Annotated in this window: 15 protein-coding genes and 3 pseudogenes; 7 read left to right on the forward strand and 11 right to left on the reverse strand. The window is 58.9% G+C overall.

Translation table 11 applies throughout. From position 1 onward, the window contains the following. Positions 1-344: 344 nt before the first annotated feature. The 4 genes from NKK47_RS21695 to NKK47_RS21710 form a co-directional block, all read right to left on the reverse strand. On the reverse strand, positions 345-1,547 hold the full coding sequence (locus NKK47_RS21695; protein ID WP_023680065.1) for a PAN domain-containing protein: 1,203 nt from the start codon (positions 1,545-1,547) through the stop codon (positions 345-347). Continuing rightward, positions 1,531-3,117 carry a hypothetical protein gene (locus NKK47_RS21700; RefSeq protein ID WP_352474457.1) on the reverse strand — a complete coding sequence of 529 codons (1,587 nt, stop codon included), beginning with the start codon at positions 3,115-3,117 and terminating at the stop codon, positions 1,531-1,533. Before NKK47_RS21700 ends, NKK47_RS21695 begins: the two co-directional genes overlap by 17 nt. A gap of 250 nt (positions 3,118-3,367) precedes the next feature. Further along, positions 3,368-4,066 carry a thermonuclease family protein gene (locus tag NKK47_RS21705; RefSeq protein ID WP_245274837.1) on the reverse strand — a complete coding sequence of 233 codons (699 nt, stop codon included), beginning with the start codon at positions 4,064-4,066 and terminating at the stop codon, positions 3,368-3,370. Positions 4,067-4,189: 123 nt separating this feature from the next. Continuing rightward, on the reverse strand, positions 4,190-4,462 hold the full coding sequence (locus NKK47_RS21710) for a hypothetical protein (protein ID WP_023680062.1): 273 nt from the start codon (positions 4,460-4,462) through the stop codon (positions 4,190-4,192). Between the two features lie 924 nt (positions 4,463-5,386). Here NKK47_RS21710 and NKK47_RS21715 point away from each other — a divergent pair. Next, positions 5,387-5,664 (forward strand): annotated as a pseudogene (locus tag NKK47_RS21715) (integrase core domain-containing protein); the annotation flags it as partial. Positions 5,665-5,788: 124 nt separating this feature from the next. On the opposite strand, the gene gmd reads toward NKK47_RS21715, so the two are convergent. The 3 genes and pseudogenes from gmd to NKK47_RS21730 form a co-directional block, all read right to left on the reverse strand. Then, positions 5,789-6,859, reverse strand: a complete 1,071-nt coding sequence (gene gmd / locus NKK47_RS21720) for a GDP-mannose 4,6-dehydratase (RefSeq protein WP_352578208.1) — start codon at positions 6,857-6,859, stop codon at positions 5,789-5,791. A gap of 141 nt (positions 6,860-7,000) precedes the next feature. Further along, a pseudogene (locus NKK47_RS21725) lies at positions 7,001-7,302 on the reverse strand (nodulation factor ABC transporter ATP-binding protein NodI); the annotation flags it as partial. A 583-nt stretch (positions 7,303-7,885) separates the two neighbouring features. Next, positions 7,886-8,146: a hypothetical protein gene (locus NKK47_RS21730; protein WP_352578209.1), complete on the reverse strand. Its 261-nt coding sequence runs from the start codon at positions 8,144-8,146 to the stop codon at positions 7,886-7,888. 44 nt (positions 8,147-8,190) lie between these two features. Between NKK47_RS21730 and NKK47_RS21735 the strand changes: the two genes are divergently transcribed. The 6 genes and pseudogenes from NKK47_RS21735 (at position 8,191) to NKK47_RS21760 (ending at position 15,444) form a co-directional block, all read left to right on the forward strand. Next, positions 8,191-8,553, forward strand: a complete 363-nt coding sequence (locus NKK47_RS21735; RefSeq protein WP_156937465.1) for a hypothetical protein — start codon at positions 8,191-8,193, stop codon at positions 8,551-8,553. 393 nt (positions 8,554-8,946) lie between these two features. Continuing rightward, positions 8,947-9,936 carry a nodulation protein NodZ gene (locus NKK47_RS21740; protein WP_352578210.1) on the forward strand — a complete coding sequence of 330 codons (990 nt, stop codon included), beginning with the start codon at positions 8,947-8,949 and terminating at the stop codon, positions 9,934-9,936. Between the two features lie 242 nt (positions 9,937-10,178). Next, positions 10,179-11,593 (forward strand): annotated as a pseudogene (locus NKK47_RS21745) (mannose-1-phosphate guanylyltransferase/mannose-6-phosphate isomerase). Between the two features lie 666 nt (positions 11,594-12,259). Further along, positions 12,260-12,433, forward strand: coding sequence for a hypothetical protein (locus NKK47_RS21750; RefSeq protein WP_352474479.1), 174 nt, complete (start codon positions 12,260-12,262; stop codon positions 12,431-12,433). 347 nt (positions 12,434-12,780) lie between these two features. Further along, positions 12,781-13,239, forward strand: a complete 459-nt coding sequence (locus NKK47_RS21755; protein WP_352467057.1) for a (2Fe-2S)-binding protein — start codon at positions 12,781-12,783, stop codon at positions 13,237-13,239. Positions 13,240-13,242: 3 nt separating this feature from the next. Next, the gene (locus NKK47_RS21760; protein WP_352578211.1) at positions 13,243-15,444 is read left to right on the forward strand and encodes a xanthine dehydrogenase family protein molybdopterin-binding subunit; all 2,202 of its coding nucleotides are present in this window, start codon (positions 13,243-13,245) and stop codon (positions 15,442-15,444) included. Positions 15,445-16,272: 828 nt separating this feature from the next. Here the strand turns inward: NKK47_RS21760 and NKK47_RS21765 are convergent. From NKK47_RS21765 to NKK47_RS21780, 4 genes are all read right to left on the reverse strand, one after another. After that, the gene (locus tag NKK47_RS21765) at positions 16,273-16,434 is read right to left on the reverse strand and encodes a thiamine pyrophosphate-dependent enzyme (protein WP_198023629.1); all 162 of its coding nucleotides are present in this window, start codon (positions 16,432-16,434) and stop codon (positions 16,273-16,275) included. 298 nt (positions 16,435-16,732) lie between these two features. Continuing rightward, positions 16,733-17,326, reverse strand: coding sequence for a HupE/UreJ family protein (locus NKK47_RS21770; RefSeq protein WP_352578212.1), 594 nt, complete (start codon positions 17,324-17,326; stop codon positions 16,733-16,735). A gap of 47 nt (positions 17,327-17,373) precedes the next feature. Further along, entirely contained in the window at positions 17,374-17,913 is a 540-nt protein-coding gene (locus NKK47_RS21775) for a hypothetical protein (protein ID WP_352578213.1), read from the reverse strand. Between the two features lie 2 nt (positions 17,914-17,915). Next, complete coding sequence (locus NKK47_RS21780; protein ID WP_352578214.1) at positions 17,916-19,124, reverse strand: agmatinase family protein; 1,209 nt, start codon at positions 19,122-19,124, stop codon at positions 17,916-17,918. Between the last annotated feature and the right edge of the window lie 5 nt (positions 19,125-19,129).

The raw sequence follows: 19,129 nt of genomic DNA on the forward strand, positions 1-19,129 counted from the left end.
ACATCCTTGTTTTTGTTTTGTTCCTAGGCTCTCATTCGGAGATGACTGCAATCGATACGAGTCCCGCGCTGGCGTAGGTATGCCTGCTTTTACGGAAGCTCCCAAAAGGCGACAATGAAGTTGGGAGGCGAACGTCAAACTATCGCATATCGAAGCCAGCACCGGACAGTCCGCTCACGGGCCCCATTTTGACATTCAGTCAGACGGTCCCGCAATGCGCCGACGACAATGGAAGAACATTCCTGCCGCTAACCCAAAGGTTATCGTGGAATTTTGCTAGCCACTTTCTTTGACAAGCGGCTTGGTTTCAATCGCTCCTTGAGGATAGGTTCTTCGCTTCAACTTTAGTTGGCGACGCTCTTGATGCCAGATGCGACCGCTGCGTTATCAGCGGATTGGGTTATGCTGTTGAAAAGGACACACGCACTTTCTTTTTTGCGGAAATTGAACCCTAAGCAGGATTTGTCGTTTGCACATTGCAGTATGCAGTCTGGATATCGGAGCGGAGAGGTCCAATAGGCGTTGCCAGAAATTTCCGTTTTTGTGGCGAACACCAAATTCGAGTAGCGCAAATTGCTCTCGACCACTTTTTTTGCGGCCATGATCGACTCTTCGCTTTTGACCAGTAGCGATGCGTCCCCTTTCATGAAACAAGCTCGAAATTTTGTGTTATAAGTAACCGCTAGACACCTGAAGTCGGTGTCGCAGGCGGTTTGACACTGCTCAGAACTCACGTTCCTAATTGGCATATCCGGCAGGTCGTTTCCGATCGCGTCCCACCCGGACACGACAACAAATCCACTATCTGGATCGACCTCTGTCGCAGGAGTTTCCGCGGGGACAGTTGCGGCCTGCTCTCGTGACGAGTCAGGAATGATGTCTGAAGACGCAAATGTGCGACCATCCAGCCACGCGCATCTTGTTGCAAGATCGACGGCGGATGAATCATTAAGGCCGACCAACTGAAGCGTCTGAGCAGCAGCGCCAGGCCCGGCTGGTGGCGCTGTCGGTGCAGAACGAGCTGCCAATGATACATTTACGTCTACGCCGTTCACACTCCGCCGAGAGTAACACCACGCTCGGTCCCAGGTTTGGTCGTTCTCATCCTTGAAGTGGTGACCTGTGATTAACTCCCAAGTGGTGCCTTGGAACTCGACGTTCTTGGTGGCGAACTTGTTGAAGTCGACGGTCACCACGTCAGGCTTGGTAGGGACGTCAGCCTGGGGCGCCTGCTCCTGAGTTGGCTTTGGAGTTGGAACAGGAATAGGCGGCTCATCTTTTGGGGAGGTGAGATCGCTTGGCTGCTCTATGGTCGGCAAAGCCGCCGGCTCCGGCAAGGTTTTGTCCCATAGACCAAGATTGATGCCTAGCCCAATCCCGACCGCCGCCACTGCAATGGCTCCGCCAGTCGCCATTCGGCGAAAGGCGGTCGCTCGGGCTGTCTTCTCTTGGGCCGCGGCTTGAGCCTGCAAGGTTGGAATCGCTGACCTTTTGACGGCGAGATCGACGGCTTGCTCAAGCAGGGTGGTATTATGCCGGACGAGCACTTTTGCGACCCTTCATTGATACCGTCACGAGGTCTGAGACCTCAGGCGGCAAATCCTGGTCGAGGGCCTTGCGAAGGACTTCGGGATCATCGGTGAAGAGCGGAACATAGAGGATCTCTTTGACCACCTTTTCCACAGGCACCTCAACCCGCTTCTCAACCTCTTTCTCGACCATAACTTCGACTGGTACCTTAATCGTTCGAATTCGGCGCCACCGCCAACTCAGAAGCATTCTGCGGAGCAGCCTGGAAGTCTTGCTGTCTGAATTGTCCTCTTCTCGGGCGGCAATGCGCTGGAGCGCTAGAGCGACCATTGCCGTAATTGGTCCCGCGAGCGCGGCGATGAGCGCGAGCGAGCCGAACCAAATCACAGAGATTATTCCGGCCTGTGCCTCAGTCACCAGTTCAGGTTTGCTGCCGTACCACCGTGAGGCAATACGGCGGACCTGATCTGTCCGCGCCATTGGGATCCGCTCCTTGGCCAAGGCGCTGAGGGCTTTGGCAATCTGGTCCTGTCTGACCTGGTTTTGCGCCGAGGTGTTTGCCTTGTTGGCTTCTGCCGCCTGGGCATCTGCGAGCCGTTTGCCCGCTTCATCCAATCGACGCTGCCAAGCCGCGGCATCACTATCGCGCGTTTGCTCCAGAGACGAACGCCTATCGACAAGCTTCTGCCTCTGGTCAGTAGTCATAGGAGGGCTATTTGCCCGCAAACGATCGAAATTTTCGCGCAGCGCAGCAATCTCTTGATCGAGCGGCTCAATCCGAGTGTCGAACTTGGTGATAATTTTCGTGCGGGGGTTGGCAAGTTTAGCCACTTCCGATTCTAGCCTGCGTGCCGAGTCGCTGTCGCCTGAATCGCGCGCCATCTTGATACGTTCAACAAAGCTGTCGCGTTGGCGCTCAAACTGATCGACAGCGTCTTTAACTTCGCGATCACGCTGTTGAATCAGCGCCGATCGAACAGCATTTTTCTCATCCACTTGATCGCGAACACGCGAGGCCTCTGGAGTAAGGGCTGTCGTTCCCTCCAATTCCGCATTGGCCTCGGCAATTTGCGACTGAGAGGTCGCACGCGATTTTTCTGCAAGAGAGGTCAGCTGCTCAATTTCGGAACGGGCTTGATCGACCTGATCGGCTCTTCGACCAAGTTCGTCAGCAGAGGCGAGCTTTGTCGCTTCCTGCTCAAGGGCATCAATCTTGTTTACGAGCTCCTCATAACGCAGCTGACGCAATGCGCCTGCCCTCTCCATCCCCATAAAGACAGTTTCGAAAGTGATGCCTGCAAGAACCAGGAGGAAGACCAAGATTATGGGCTTCCAGAGCCAAGACGCGCTGAAAAGCAGTGTAGCTATCGGTATCTTGGTGAGCTCCGCGATTGCCACCATGAGAAAGGGTGCACTGGCGAGCGTCAAATCCATTGCAGTGACAGACTCGCTTGCAGAAAACGCTTGTACGCCTAATGCTACACCTGTCGTAAGACCAATCGCTGCGGCCGCAATCTCTAGGGCCCAGGCACCACGGTAGGTCCACTGGCCATAGCTTGCCAGCTTTTGACTCATCACAGTCTGCATTTTACTCGCCCCCCCGACAGGGCAACATCACGCCTTGATCGCCTGCCAGCATACATTTAACGGTTTTGAAAGTCTTAGTTAAGGCGTCTCTTCTCTCTATTGTCGCAATAACTTTTTCTGCCCTTCAGATATAGAATACCTCGTCAAAAAATGGGGTTAGCAGACCGCGTCGCCCATGCATGGTTTTCGTTGGATCGGTGTAAGCGGAAAGCCGAACAGGCCGTAGCGCGCTTACTCCGTTACATTTCAGCTAGCAGAGTGTTTCGCATGGGATCCCATCCTTGTCGCGATCGAGTTTTCCGCCCCATGAGCAGTTTTGCAGGTACCAGTTGGCTTCGTCGCAGGAACCGATCTGCTTGCACGTTCTCCGCGGCTCGCAAGAATAGCCGCTTTGCGCGACCAGCTTACGGCTGATGATGCCCAGCGGGCGACTCGACGGCGCCGCGCCGTCGGCGTGCGCAGCGCGCCATTCCCAGGGTGCCTGAAACGTCCCGGCCCACAGGCCGATCTTTGAGGCTTGGGCTTGCGCCTGCTGCCCCCCATAGGCGCCCTGGCTGTAGTGAGGCCAATCCAGCGCCTGGCCGTGCTTGACCATCCAGGCGGCCACGCCCGCGCCGTCGGCGCGCCGGCAATCGCCGACAAAGCGGTGGTAGCGGTCCCACGTCACGAATGTGCATTCGAGCGGCCTCGACGCGGCCAGGAAAGTGTCCAGCGCTTCGGCCGATCGCCGGCCGCAAGGATACTCGGCGCCATTCGCATCGCGGCACAGCTGCCGGCTCTCTGGCGCGTCGATGCCGTTGAAGCGGACGCGCTGGCCGTGGATTTCGATCGTATCGCCGTCAATGACGGAAGCGACACCGGTAAGCGAGGCGGGCGCCGCCCTTTGTGGGCTGGCCTTTGATGCATCGTCGCTACGTTGCGCGCCCGACGGCGCCAGGAAGGCGGCCACCGCCGCCGCTGCCGTAAGACCGAGCATTGCCGGCACGCTCGCAAGTTGGCGCCGCCACAGCTTGGCACCGGTGGGTCTCTGCCACCGATTGGATCGATATTTGCGGTATGGCCTGCTCATCCGCTACGCCGACCAGCCCGGCCATGCGCTGTCGACCATGGGCAGGCCGGCGCAATAGTAATCGTCAAGGAACCGCCCGGTGGACCGGTCGCGGCAGCGCCAGATAACGCTGTAGTTCTGGCCATAGAATTGGTCCCACGCGACGCCATAGGTTTGTGGTGGCGGTGGCCGGTAATATGTTCCGCCTCCATAGCCGTTGTTGGCAGCGACACCCACAGCTGCGCCGCCGACAGCCGCGATCGCTATGCCTGTCGCGACAGCATTGTCGGTTTGCACAAGCCTGGTGCACCTCTCTGCTGTTGCGCCCCTGCGCACTAGAAGGGCCGCTACCCTGCTACGATACTGTTCGTCCGTGCTGCTGGCGAGAACGTGACATAGCGCAACGGTATTCATTGCCGTGAGATCGCTGTCCGACACGACAGCGCTCGTAGAGCAGCCGCTGACGCACAGGGCTGCACTTGCGATGAGTGCTCCAATTTTCATGTGAATCCCCCAAAACAAATATTGGGGCGAGTCCGACCTAGAAGTCCAGAGTTTTGTTTTTCACTTTGCTACGATTCACAGCATGCTGCGGCTAGCTGGCATCCACTGCAACCAAACCCTTCCGCCGGTCGTTGACTGATGCTGGGTTGATCTCAGCCACTCCAGAACTTGCCCGCTGGCTCAAAACCGGCGGGCTTTTTTTCCGCGACGCCGGAAGGCTGTATCTCGCCGCATGTTGTGGTACATCGGCACGCCGTCATCGGGCCGTGCCGTTGACCAAGGTGGTCCCTCCGCCATGGTCGGCCGGCGCAGCCTTGACCGTCCGCGCTGGCCATCCCAATCAAGCCCGCTGGCTTCGGTCGGCGGCTTTTTATTTGATGCCCGGCGCCGTCGGCTTGGATCTAGATCCAAGCCAGTGCCGGATTTGAAGGTAAGCTGCGGCGGTATGATCGCACTTCGCGCGGGACGGACCATTGGTGTGCAGCAAGAGCGCCGAGTTCATTCGGCCAAGATTCTGCACTAGGCCGAGGTAGGTGAAGGCAGATAGCTATCCGGTAATCGCTGAGATATTGGAGATAATGTTCCCCCATGGAGGTGTGTACCAGTATTATAAGTTTCCAAACTTCATGTACGAACGCCGTGGACGAGCTGCTGTGTGCGCTTGCCGTAAATCGCTTCCGCGAGTTCACAGTCGGAGGTTGGCTAGGACCCTAACGCGAGAGCTTCAACGGCCCCTTCGCGATGAACTCCTCAACGAGACGCAGTTCACGTCCCTGGCCCAGGCCCGCGCGAGGCTCAATGTATGGCGCGCCGATTACAACGGCGCGCGTCCGCACTCGCACATCGGATGGCAGACACCCAACGAATGTGCATCGACCTTCAACCCGCGACGGTCGCTCGCGCTGCGCAACGTGAAACGCTCCGCGCCAGCACCCGTCGCGTCCACCGGCCATCAGGGCAAATCCACCCCCGGAAACGAACTCACGACTGGATAAAATTTGGGGGAAACGTCAGGGCGGCCATAACTTTGCAGTCTTCAGACGCGAGGCGGCCTACAACAGCGCTGCCCACCATGCTTGTGGCCCGCGACCCACATGGCTTTTCCCTTCAGATCGTACATTATGCTTCCTTCATGATTACCGATGTCTGCATGACCTTGAGGTCTTCCCGCACCATTTCCGCGGCGAGCTCGCGCACGGATGTCTCATGCACCCAGCCGAGCTTCTCCTTCGCCTTGGTGGCATCGCCCAGGAGAAGATCGACTTCCGTGGGGCGGAAGTAGCGTGGGTCTACCTGGACTAGGCATCTGCCGGTCTCGACATCATAGCCCTTTTCGTCGACTCCCCCACCACGCCATTCGAGCTCGACGCCGACATCTTCGAAAACCCATTCGACGAATTGGCGGACAGGGGTCGTCTTGCCCGTCGCCAGCACGTAATCATCCGGTTGATCCTGCTGCATCATCATCCACATACCACGCACGTACTCACGCGCATGGCCCCAATCGCGTTGAGCATCGAGATTGCCGAGATAAAGCTTGTCCTGCTTGCCGAGGTAGATAGCAGCGGCGGCGCGGGTGATCTTGCGCGTCACAAAAGTTTCGCCGCGCAGTGGGCTTTCATGATTGAAGAGAATGCCGTTGGAAGCATGGATACCATAGGCCTCGCGATAGTTGACCACAATCCAGTAGGCGTAGAGCTTGGCGGCGGCGTAAGGGCTGCGCGGATAAAAGGGCGTTGTTTCGTTCTGCGGTACGGATTGCACGAGGCCGTAGAGCTCTGAAGTCGAGGCCTGATAGAAGCGGGTCTTGTCCTTCAGACCGAGGAGGCGGATCGCCTCAAGAAGTCGCAATGTTCCGATACCGTCGGCGTTTGCTGTGTATTCCGGCGTTTCGAACGACACCTGGACATGGCTCTGAGCGGCCAAGTTGTAAATCTCGTCTGGCTGGGATTCCTGAACTACTCGGATGAGATTAGTCGCATCAGTGAGGTCACCGTAATGCAAAATTAGGCGCGGATCGGGATCGTGCGGGTCTTGGTAGATGTCTTCGATGCGACCCGTGTTGAAGGAAGAGGAACGTCGCTTAATCCCATGAACGACGTAGCCTTTTTCCAGCAGAAGACGCGTGAGATAGGCACCATCCTGTCCCGTTATGCCCGTAACCAGAGCAACTTTCCTGTTCTCGCCCATTTTCTTCCTGCTCTATGGTAGTTGAAGTTTCGAATCTGGCTCGCCACACCGCCAGCAAACTGCGGCCCGCCTCATACCCTATGGTAGGATTTCGACAGATGCGGCGCGGAGCTCGTCATTGACAGTGTCAGCCAGCGAGCACACCTGCTCCTGCTTGGAGGCATAGCAAAACAGAGTCTCGCCGCTAACCTGCCTAAGTCGCACATGCGGCCTGAGTGCCGAACTCAGCTCACGGGGTGAGCGACATAGATTTCAATCACGTCGCACCCGATTTGCTCATCAATCAGCGAGTGAGGACGCACGTCCGTTCTCAAGCACGCAGGTCGGTTGCATAGCCGCTCCGCTTCTTCCACGAAGTGGGTGGCCAGTAGAATCGTCTTGCCCTGCGCCAACAGGGCACGTAGCCATTCCCAGATAAAATGGCGGGCATGTGGGTCCAAGCCGACAACTCCACCTTACCGCTCTCTTGCGCTAACCAAGTAATCTTAATCATTGCCTGCTTCAGCGTCTTCTAATGGAAATTGTTTTGATCAGTGAAATCGATTGTTTGGATGAGGTGCATCCATAAAATGGATTGTTTGACAGGGCAGCGCGGCACATCGGCGGCACAAAGTCGTGGGCGCGAGGTTTCGCTCCGCGCGAAGACAAAGTTCGTGGCAGTCGGGGGCTTTGGGCGAACCGCACATTTGAGACGGCGGCGAAAAGCCGGGTAGGGCATTACGTATTGACCTCCAAGGAATTTCGGGCGCGCTAGCCCGAAAACGGTAGCTGGGCTTCAACGATGGGGGGACGAGGCGACCATCAAACTGTGTTTCATACTGTAGGCGATCGCAGTGCGGCGAATTTGAACGGCCGCCTTTGCCAGCCCTCGCCATCGCATCCGGCTACAGGTGCCGAAGATCTTCTCGATCCGAGTACAAATTCTGTGGATCGGTTGGTTCCAGGCGTCGAGCTTTCGGCCTCGTCGCGCCCCCACAGCGGTTGCGACGATGCGCGGCCTTCCACCCTTGGCGCGCACCGCGTCGCCTAGATGATTGCCTCGGTAGGCGCTGTCGGCAAACACTTCGCCGGGATTGTCGGGCAGAGCATCAGGAACGGCGTTGCCGTCCTCGGTGTGGGCGCCGTGACGGCGATCTCCTCGACAAGGGCCGTATCGGCGTAGGCACCGAAATGGGCTTTGAAGCAATGAAACGCTGGTCGGCGCTTGTACTTGACCCAATGGCCCTCTTCATCATCTTCGCTGGCCGAGGCGATGATCGCCGCATCGACAGGCGTGCCGATCTTCACCTGGATCGCTGAACTGGCGGGTGATCTCGGCGAACAACAGGGTCATGAACCTCAAGGGCCTGTCGAAAACGGACGAGAGCGGGTTCGCACAGGTGTCGGCTCCGACACCGAGAACCCGCAGAACCGTCGGAACGATCCTCCACATGGCTGCAGACGCCAAAATTCCTCTCTCGGCCGTCGTCGCACAGCATCGCGTGCCAGTCGCTCAGTCCGGCCGGATCGAAAGCTATCCGGTCGACACGAGTTGCGCCATGTTGGCGCACTTGAAAGCGTCAGAGGGCGCCGTGTCGCATCTTTCGATGGGACCGGACGCCATGATGGCCATAAATGACGTGGATGGCCTGCGCCTGACATTCGACGGCTGGCGGGTCCTGCACATCCGTCCTTCAGGAAACGCCCGCAAATGACATGTTACGTTGAGGCAGTTAAGAATTGGACTTGAAAAAGGGACTTTGTGGACTGCCTCGAACGGCTGTTTCGCTTAGCAAAGCGCGGCCTCGCGTCAGCAGAGGCCCATCGTCAAGGAATGCCTTAGTATCCAACAGATGGATGGGCCACATCCATGCAATCAATTTTACAGATGTCGCCCGGCGCATTAGAGAACGCTGAATTTAACCGGAAGCGGGAGTACCCGGCGTCAAGATTTGCGAGCGTCACAGAGATAAGGATAGGCAGTGCAGAGGGAGCTCTTCTGCCCCACGCGCAGCCTCTACCAAATCGCCCGGCGTAACGGTCGACTAGTATCGATTAAGAGATCCCAAGCCAGATGCAACCTCGTCTCTGAAACGAAATTTCCGAAAATGCAGGTCAGTGGATTGGTAAAGCGCAGGTTCGTCGTCTCTCAGAGGCGTACGGGGTTCGGTGATTGTCTATGGTCGCTGGCGGCCGCTTGGCGCTACGCTCAGCGGTCGGGACGAACGCTAGCCGTCGACTGGCGCGGGTCCTGCTATCTCGACCAACCCTTCACAAATGCCTTTCCGGTGTTCTTCGAACCGATCAATGACATCGCTGGCGTACCGGCTATTTGCGACGACCGGATCAACGACTTTTCCTTCCCGGGTCCATTCTTCCCGGAGTGGTGGAATAGGCCAGCGATCGACTGCCTTTACCGCCCAGATGAGCAGATTTTCCAAGAGCGCGACGAGTTGGGCGAGCTCTTTCAGGCCGAACACGATGTCGAAGCGAACACAGTAGTGTGTGACGCTTGCTTGATGTGGCGCTGCGATGAGGATGCCGAGCGGCAGGTCTTCGAGAGTGTCAAGCCTCGGTCTGAAATTCAAACACGCATAAATGCCATTTACCAAGAATGTTTTGAGGGGCACAGCATCATCGGGGTTCATGTTCGACATGGTAACGGTGAAGACATCATGGACCATGCGCCCTACTGGGCCGATCCGGAGTTCGCCGTTCGACAAGTGTGCACTGCGGTTGATAAGGCTAAAGCGTTACCGCACCCCAAGCCTGTGCGGCTGTTCTTGTGCACGGACAGCGCGCAAATCCTGGATCACCTGTCGGCCAGGTTTCCCGATCTTCTCACCGTCCCCAAGCATTTCCGATCCGATCAAGACGGCCCCTTACACACTGCAGCACTTGGGATGGACGGCGCAATTTCCGCCCTCGTTGAGATGTATCTTCTCGGGCGCTGCGATACTGTAATTCGGTTTCCTCCGACGAGCGCCTTTACACGATATGCACGCCTTTTCGTACCACGCGTAATTGAGTTCGATCTGAAGGAGCCAAGTCGTTTGATTTTGATAGAAGACAGCCAAAGAATCTCTGGTCTCAGTTAAGACCCGTCACCTGCACAATTCGGCGGATGCAACCAACAGACATAGTTGAATGTCCATTTCTCATCGAGGCCATGGAAGCGTCGTACGATACCGATAGCGTCGTCATCTGAGGCCGTTCGGCAACGCGCCAGAACTTCGCTGTTACTCGGAGGCCGCAGACCAAGCCAGAGCGACGGCGATCGTGACGCTAACGCTCGAAAGGGCGCGGGCAATCACTCCAGAGACGAAATCGAGGTTGTTATATGAAAGTGGTTCCCGTCATCATCAGCGGCGGAGCCGGATCGCGGCTATGGCCCGCCTCAAGGCAATCGCACCCTAAACCTTTCCTCAAAGTGGCAGACGGGCATTCACTGATGCAGCACACTGTGTTGCGCGCCGGTTCGATAAAGGGCGTAGTGGAACTCGTCGCCGTGATATCTGGGGAACACCTCTTCCTTACCAAGGACGACTTCGACGAACTAGAGTCCGTGGTCCTGCCACGCACCTTTCTGCTCGAGCCTGAAGGCCGGGATACGGCCGCAGCCGTTGCGGCAGCCGCCATCCATGCCAAGGCGACGCAAGGCCCTGACGCGATTCTATGCGTCTTCCCAGCCGATCACATGGTTGGCAACCTGCCTGCATTTTTAGACGTCATGTGCCGGGCCATCGAACATGCGAAGCTCGGGCGGATCGCCACATTGGGCATCACCCCAACCAGACCGGACACGGCATTCGGCTATATCGAAGCGGATGGTGAGAAAGTCGTCCGTTTCGTTGAAAACCGGATCTGGACACAGCCAAAGCCTATGTCGCGTCCAAGCGCTTCTTTTGGAACGCCGGCATTTTCTGCTTTAGCGCACAAACCATGCTCGACGAGATGGCATCGCATTGCCCCGCGGTGATCCAGGCCGTCTCCGACAGCTACGAGAACGGCCGCTTCAGTCAAGGCGAAGGCTTTGCCAAGATCGAACTCGCGCCTGAGCATTTCGGCTCCGCCCCGCGAATCTCGCTCGACTACGCTGTCATGGAGAAGACGAACAAACTTGCCGTGGTTGCCTGCGACATGGATTGGAACGACATCGGATCCTGGAACGCAATGGCCGATTTGATCGCCCCCGACGAAAGCGGGAACAGGATACGCGGCGATGTGCATATGGTCGACACGACCGGCAGCTATGTGAGCTCCGACAAGCGCGTCATCGGCACGGTCGGCGTCAGCGATCTGGTGATCGTCGATTCCCCGGACGCTTTGCTTGTCGCATCCCGCGACCGCGTTCAGGACGTCAAGAAGCTGTTCGAGGGCCTCAAGGCTTCAGGACATGAAGCTCACCTGGTCCATAGCACGGTACACCGGCCGTGGGGTACCTACACGGTTCTTGAGGAAGGCGAGCGCTTCAAGATCAAACGCATCGAGGTGAAGCCCGGTCGGCGGCTGAGCCTGCAGATGCACTATCATCGTTCGGAGCACTGGGTCGTGGTCAGCGGCTCCGCGAAAATTGTCAATGGCGAGCAGGAGTTGTTCCTGGCGACAAACGAATCGGCCTACATCCCCTGCGGCCATAAGCATCGGCTGGAGAACCCAGGCAGAATTGACCTGGTGATCATTGAAGTGCAGAGCGGCGATTATCTCGGCGAGGATGATATCGTTCGCTTCGACGACGTATATGGTCGAACGTAGATTTCACCCGCGTGACGAGAACGGTCAACGTGTCGCTGACTAATTACCACTAGGAAGCCCGTCTGCCCACTCAGGACCGGATGCTTGTGGAATCGGGAATTGACCAAGGCAGCGGCGAATGACCGCAATCGGCATCAGGGGTGGGACAAATCAACCGGAAAAGACCGGAGAGCATAGTAACGCAACACAGTCCCACTGTCGAATAGCCTTTGATATTTCTGACTTTCCAAGCACCCTCAGGGCCCACCAAAATTATATCAATGGCTTATGGCCGATTTCGCTCTGAAGTGGGCCAAATCGACCTCGCTATCCCCGCAGCACTCAGTTCGATTGTTTTCGCATGAAAACGAGCAAGGACAGGGGGAGGGCGATCTTGTGCTGGCTTCTATGTCCAATCTTGCTCCTGTTCGTCGTCAGGTTGTGTGCAGCCACATAGCGCGGCTATCGCGAGGCTGGAAGGCCTCCGATCGATAGGTGCGGCGAACGGCGGCAACGAGGTGCGAATAGGATGGCTGAGCGTATGATCGAGAATACCGCAGTTGCGGTCTAGCGCGAAATGCAGCGTCTGTGACTCATCGGTCATTGCAGCGGGAATCATGACCCTAAGCCGCCCTTCATCAGCCCACCAGCGCCCAGAAGAAGGCGAAGATCCGTCACAATGCCTACCTGTACCAAGGCTTCAAGCAGTTCACCGCGAATGGGAAGACCGCCAGCCATTGCTTCTTCATTTTCGGCCATTCGCTCGCTACGAATGACGACCACATCCTTAACCGCATAGCGCGTGGCAAGTTTCTGGCACCTATGGTGAACCAGCATCCGCGGATAACCAGCGGATCATGAACCACGCGAACGAGCTAGCGGTGCAGCGCAACGAAAAATCGCCGCTTGATGTCGTCTTTTATGATGCTGCTACAGTTCATGTCTGGGGTTTAGGCTTAGAAGCGGAATGACTGCCAACCAGGTCATCGAGCCGGAAACTGACCGGCCGGTGGGCCCAAAAATGACATTCAGTTGCCTCCAGCCTTTCGACACGAGCCACTTCACGATCTCGCGATTGCCAGCTAGCGGCTTGTTGCTCGAGCTGCGCGATCCTAGTCTGTGGTCGCTATGCCTCAGCAAGAAGAGTCCGGTTCCTAGCCGGGCGGAGGCGCAACGAGATAGCCAGCTCAGGACAAGGAGAGCAAGCCATGGTCGCTTTTACCCTCAATGGCGAGGCGCGAACACTCGACGTCGATCCAGAGATGCCGCTGCTCTGGGCGATCCGTGACGGCATCGGACTCACAGGAACGAAATTCGGTTGCGGCCTTGCCCAGTGCGGCGCTTGCACGGTTCACGTTAACGGCATGCCGACGCGCTCGTGCCAGACCGCAGTCGGCGACATCGAAGGAGCCTCGATCACCACCATTGAGGGCGTGTCGGGCAAGATCGGCGAAACGGTCCAGGCCGTGTGGGCCGAGTTCGACGTACCTCAATGCGGCTATTGCCAGTCTGGCCAGATCATGTCGGCCGTGGCCCTCCTGACAGAGACGCCGAAGCCGACGGACGATGATATTGATTCGGCGATGAGCGGCAATCTCTGCCGCTGCGCCACCTATCATCGCATCCGCGCGGCCATCCACGAGACCGCCAACCGGCTGGAGACTTGAGGCATGTTGCAGTTTCTCCCGAAGCATAATGCCGTGGGGCCCACGCGGCGCCAGTTCCTCCTCGGCACGGCCGTCACCACCGCGGGCTTCGCCGTGGGCTACCGGCTAATGATGGCCGCGCCCGCCAACGCACAAACGACGCCTGCAGCGGTCCAGGCGAACCCCTTCCAGACCTATGTCGAGATCACACCGGAGAACCGAATCGTCATCCACTCGTCGCAGTTCGAGATGGGACAAGGCTCCTATTTCGGCATCGCCACCCTGGTTATGGAAGAGCTCGACGGCGCCTGGGCGCAGGTCCACGTGGTCGGCGGATATGGCAATACCGCGCTCTACGGCAATCTCGCCTGGGGCGGGGCCGCGCAGGGAACCGGTGGCTCCACGTCGATGAGCTCGTCGTGGGAGCGCTACCGCAAGGCGGGTGCTGCCGCACGGGCCATGCTGGTGGCGGCCGCGGCGCAGCGGTGGGACGTGCCAGCCGGCGAGATCACAGTCGCTTCCGGGGTCGTGTCGCACGCCTCAGGGATGCAGGCGCGCTTCGGTGACCTGGCTAAAGCCGCAGCGGGAATGCCGGTTCCCGACGACGTGCCGCTAAAGCCGCGCGACAAGTGGGCCCGGATCGGATCGGACAGCCTCAAGCGCTACGATTCCGCCGGCAAGACCAATGGCGCGCAGACCTACACGATCGACCTCAAGATAGATGGACTCAATACGGCCGTTATGATCCATCCGCCGAAGTTCGGCGCTGAGATCGAGAGCTTCGACGCCTCCAAGGCCAAGGCACTCGACGGCATTGTCGATGTCGTCCAGACGCCGCGCGGCATTGCCGTGGTCGGCAGGGACATGTGGACGGCGCTCAAGGGCCGCGATCTCGTGGAGGTGACCTGGAACGAAGAGAAGGCCGAAAGGCGCGGCACGGCCGAGATCATGGCCGAATACACTAAGGCAGCAGACGATCCGGGCGCGGCCACCGCGCGCGACGACGGTAACACTCCCGCAGCGTTGGCCAGTGCTGAGAAAGTCATCCAAGGGCACTACGAATTCCCCTATCTTGTCCATGCTTCGATCGAGCCACTCAACGCGGCCGCCAGAATCAACGAAGACGGCACCATCGACGTCTGGGGCGGACACCAGATGCCCGACCTTTATCAGGCGGCTGCCGCTCAAGTAGGCGGCACCACGCCAGACAAGGTGAGGCTGCACGTGATGAAGACCGGCGGCAGCTTCGGCCGCCGAGCGGTCTCGGACGCAGATCTCATTATCGAAGCTGTTTCCACAGCGCGTGCACTGGGACCCGGCAAGCCAGTGAAGGTGCAGTGGACCCGCGAGAACGACATGCGGGGTGGGCGGTACCGGCCGGCCTATGTGCACGCAGTCGAGGCGGGGCTCGACAAGGAAGGCAATGTCGTCGCTCTCCATGACCACATCGTGGGCCAATCGATCGCGGGCGGTTCGCCCTTTGCGGCGATGATCGAGAACGGCATCGATCCGACCTCCGTAGAGGGCGCCACCAACCTGCCCTATGCGATCCCGAACCTGAAGGTCGAGCTGACCACCACGGACGTGAACATCCCAGTGCTGTGGTGGCGTTCGGTAGGCTCCACCCACACCGCTTACGCAATGGAAACCCTGATCGATGAGCTCGCCGCCGCTGCGAACCGTGATCCGGTCGACTTCCGCTTGTCGATGCTCGGTCACCATCCACGGCACGCCGGCGTGCTGAAATTGGCTGCTGAGAAGGCAGGCTGGGACAAGCCTCTGCCGGAAGGCCGTTTCCGCGGCGTGGCCCTGCATGAAAGCCTCTCGACTTATGTCGCCGAGGTGGTGGAGATCACCTTCAACGATGGAAATGATTTCAAAGTCGACCGCGTCGTCTGCGCGGTAGATTGCGGCACCGCGATAAATCCTGACCAGATTCGCGCTCAGATGGAGGGCGGTATCGGCTTCGGGCTAGGCGCGATCCTCCAGGAGGAGCTGACCCTGACGGGCGGTGTCGTAGACCAAGAGAACTACGACACCTATATGCCGCTCAGGATCGAGCAGATGCCGCGCGTCGAGGTGCACATTGTGCCGTCCGACGAGCCGCCCACGGGCGTTGGCGAGCCGGGTGTGCCGCCGATCGGCCCGGCCGTCGCCAACGCGCTACGGGCGGCGACGGGCAAGACGATCCGCAAGCTGCCGATCATAAAGAACTTGTCAGCATAGCCGGGAATGACACCATGAAAACGGCCGCGATGAAGATCGCGGTCGTAGGTCGTTTTTGAACGCCTCCTGACATGCGATCACCTCGATTCGATCAATTTCCGGCGGCTGCCCGGTCCAATATACGGTTTAGAGACGGTAACCCGTGTTCTGAACGACCGCAGACGGTCGTTGGTGCTGGTAGCACTAAAGATCCGCTTTCGAGACGCAAATGCCGCACGCAAATGTCTCTAAAGGGTCACGCTAGAGATTTTGTACCACCTAGTTGCATGTCTGCTATCGCTTCTTGGCGCGAGAAGCGGCCGGTCCTCTGACGGCCCCATAACAGGACATTGATGTCTTCGCGCTGAGCGTCAGCAGTTGGCGCTACCGCGACCTTCCTCAGGAAGGCTGCACACCGACGCGATCTTCCTTTCGCCTTGCGCAAACCTCCCTTCCGAGTGAGGCGTTCAGTGCGTCGGCTTGGTGGACTGAGGCACTTCTGAGTGGGACAACAACATCGAAAAACATTGGAAAAGATTTGAATACTCTGAAGTCCCACTGATCTCTAAGAAATTGATTTTTATCGCTTTCTGAACGCCCTCCGGGCCCACCATTGTTATTATTTATCAATGACTTAGCGGTGTGTTTTGGTTCGGGTAGCCAAGTAATAACTGGCGAACCGCCGTCCATAGCGTTTGATTTTATTGACTTATGGTGGGCCTCCGGAGGCCGCAGATGTGTTGCCAGCCGCCGGTGGAGTGTCAGGATCGTTTATCAAGTGCTTGAACGACGCCGGCACGGTGTTCGGAATAGAAATCCGCCCATAGTCCCGTCGCAATCAACCTCGAATTACTGTCTGGATGCTACATCGGCCATCGCCGCACCCCACCCTGCGGCGATCTCGTAGCCCATGCGTGAGAAGCCGAATTCGCGATCGAATTTGTTCGGCGCTTTGACACGCCAGTTCTTCATGACCTCGCCCGGGAGGCCGCCAGCAGCGGTGACGACCAAGTCACGCTCGCCGGCGCGGAGTTCACGACGGCGATCATTTGGCGTAGCTGGGAACAGGCCGGCGACGTCAGCAAGACCGTCCGGCTGCACCTAGGAAGTTAGTCGCGACCCACGGCGGACCGCTCCGTACGCGCGCGCTGCGTACGGCAAGCTGCTAGCCTCAATCTCCGGATGAGATCAGAGTCGCTCAGACCGGGTCTTCAGGATCTGGTACAGCACGTTTCGGATGCGCTGCCAAACGGTTAGCCGGTTGATCACGCCTTCGCCTCCTGTTCATCGCAGATGAATGGGCTGCGGTTCAGATGATCTGTGCCGCCAGCGCCACGCCGACCAACGACGTGCCGACCCCTGCCGTGCGGATGGCTCGCGGCCAGCGCCGAAGTGTTAGGGCGGCTAACGCGCCGGTCGCGTGAAGAGCCGAAGTAGCGACCACGAAGCCGACCGCATAAGCGATGCCGCTGGCCGTCTCGGGAATTTCGAGGCCATGGGCATTGCCGTGGAAGAGGGCGAAGAGAGCGATCAGCGAGGCGGCCACAGCGAGCGGAAGCGGCTTGGCAAGCGCCATCATGGCGCCGAAGACCAACAGCGATAGCGTTATGCCGGTTTCCAGTGAGGGCAGGCCGATGCCGGCGATACCGAGCAGGGCGCCAGCGACCATCGCCGAGACAAAGCACGACGGCACGATGATGATCCCCTTGCCGCCGGCGCGAGCGGCAATGATGCCGACAGCCATCATCGCCAATAGATGATCGATGCCGGCCAGCGGGTGCTGAACGCCGTCTACAAACCCGTGGGCATGAAAACCGCCGCTATGGGCGAAGGCCAACGAGGGGATGAGGGTTGTGGGGGCTGCCAGGGCGAGTCTGCCGAAGAATGAAAGCGTTCTGTTCATGGTTCTTGACCTGTTTGATAGAGGTGCGATCGGTTCAAGGCCGGTGCTCATTGTCCGGCCCCTGGCATGGTGAATTGTGCGGCGCCGGACCTGTCGGCCAGAAGCCGCGCCTCGCCGAAGTCGAGGAGTCTTTGTCCCCTGCCGTCATGGTAGACGAAGGCCAGGCGGCGCCGGCGCGACGTCAGTTTCGCGGGCAGCGGGTGATAGGTGACGCCAGCGCCGCCGATCATCGGCATGACGGCGCCGACATCGACCATGTCCTGCGTCTCGACGCGCAGGAGATGCAGCCGCATGCCGTCGGCGGTTTCGCCGACGAAGGGAATTCCGGCGAGGCGCAGGAAACTGGACGGGTCGGGCGCCCGCGAAAACCCTTCGAGAAACGCGATCTCGACGAGATCGAGATCCGTCGCCCGCGCGTCGGCGGGTTCGGGCGCATGGTCGTGCGGTAGATGCGGTGTCTGCCATTGCAACGGCTTGCCGGCCGGCCCGTTGTGGCCGACGGGGTGGGGATGGTGATGATGACCGTTCGGCCCGTGATGGTGACCGTCGCCATGGTCATGGCTGTGGTGGTGATGATCATCGTGCATGATCAAAAGCTCGTCGGCTTGTCGATGATGGATTTGTGTTTGCCGAGATTGCCGTGCGCGACCATCGAGCCCAGCGCCTCGACGACAACCCGCACCCCAAACAGCGCCGTGATGTCTGACGTGTCGTAGGGCGGCGACACCTCGACCACTTCCAGTCCGCAGATGCCGGGCGCCGACACTAGCCCGAGCAGCTTCAGTGCCTCGCGCGGCAGGAAGCCACCGGGCTCCGGCCAGCCCGTACCCGGCACGAAACCGCAATCGATGCTGTCGACATCGAAGGAGATGTATACCGCGTCGGTGTCCTTCCATGCGAGCTCGAGCGCGATCTCCGCCGCCTTCTCCAGCCCCATCTGTTCGATATCGGAAATCGTCAGCACGTTGGTGCCGCGCTTCCGCGCCTCGGCGACGCCGTAGCGCGGCACCTGCCAGCCGCCGATGCCGAGCTGCACCAGATTGGTGGCCGAGACGTTCGGCAAGTTGGTTGCCCAGTACCAGGGCGTCGTGTGCATACGTTCGTCGAGATCCTTTTCCTGAATGTCGATGTGGCGGTCGAAATGGATGATGCCGATGCGCTTGGAGGTCACGTCGGCGATACCGCGCACGCACGGAAATCCGATCGCATGGTCGCCGCCGAGCATGATCGGCAGCGCCCCGGAAGAGGCGACATGGCTGACGCCCTTGGTGATCTGGTCGAAGCTCTTTTCGAGATTGGCGGGGATGGTGAAGACGTCGCCGGCGTCGCAAAGCGTCATCTGCTCGCGCAGGTCGACACCGAGCTCGTAATTGTAAGGCGTGTAGAGCGCCGAGATGCGGCGCATGCCTTGCGGCCCGAAGCGGGCTCCGGGCCGGTAGGTGGTGCCGCTGTCGAAAGGAATGCCCATGACGGCAGCGTCATATCTGCCGACATCGCGGACGTTCTCGACATAGGGCGCCTTGAGGAAGGTGTTGATGCCGGCGAAATGCGGCAACTCGCCTCGCGCGAATGTCGGGATCGACTTGTCGATGATCGAATCCGATCCGGGCAGGCCCATGTCGAGTGCCCATTTCTGTTCCTTGCGCCAGCCATCCTCGGGCAGCTTTCCTTCCGCCTCGATCGACTTCCAGCCCTGCATGTCGCGGATCTCGAAGTTCGGATGGTGGAAGCGTTGGCGTGGCTGGTGGTCGGTGAGCCCGGCGCGACGATGCCGGCGTTCTGGACTATCTCTGTGCATGAAAC

Source organism: Mesorhizobium sp. M0019, assembly GCF_040323975.1.
Taxonomy (GTDB): domain Bacteria; phylum Pseudomonadota; class Alphaproteobacteria; order Rhizobiales; family Rhizobiaceae; genus Mesorhizobium.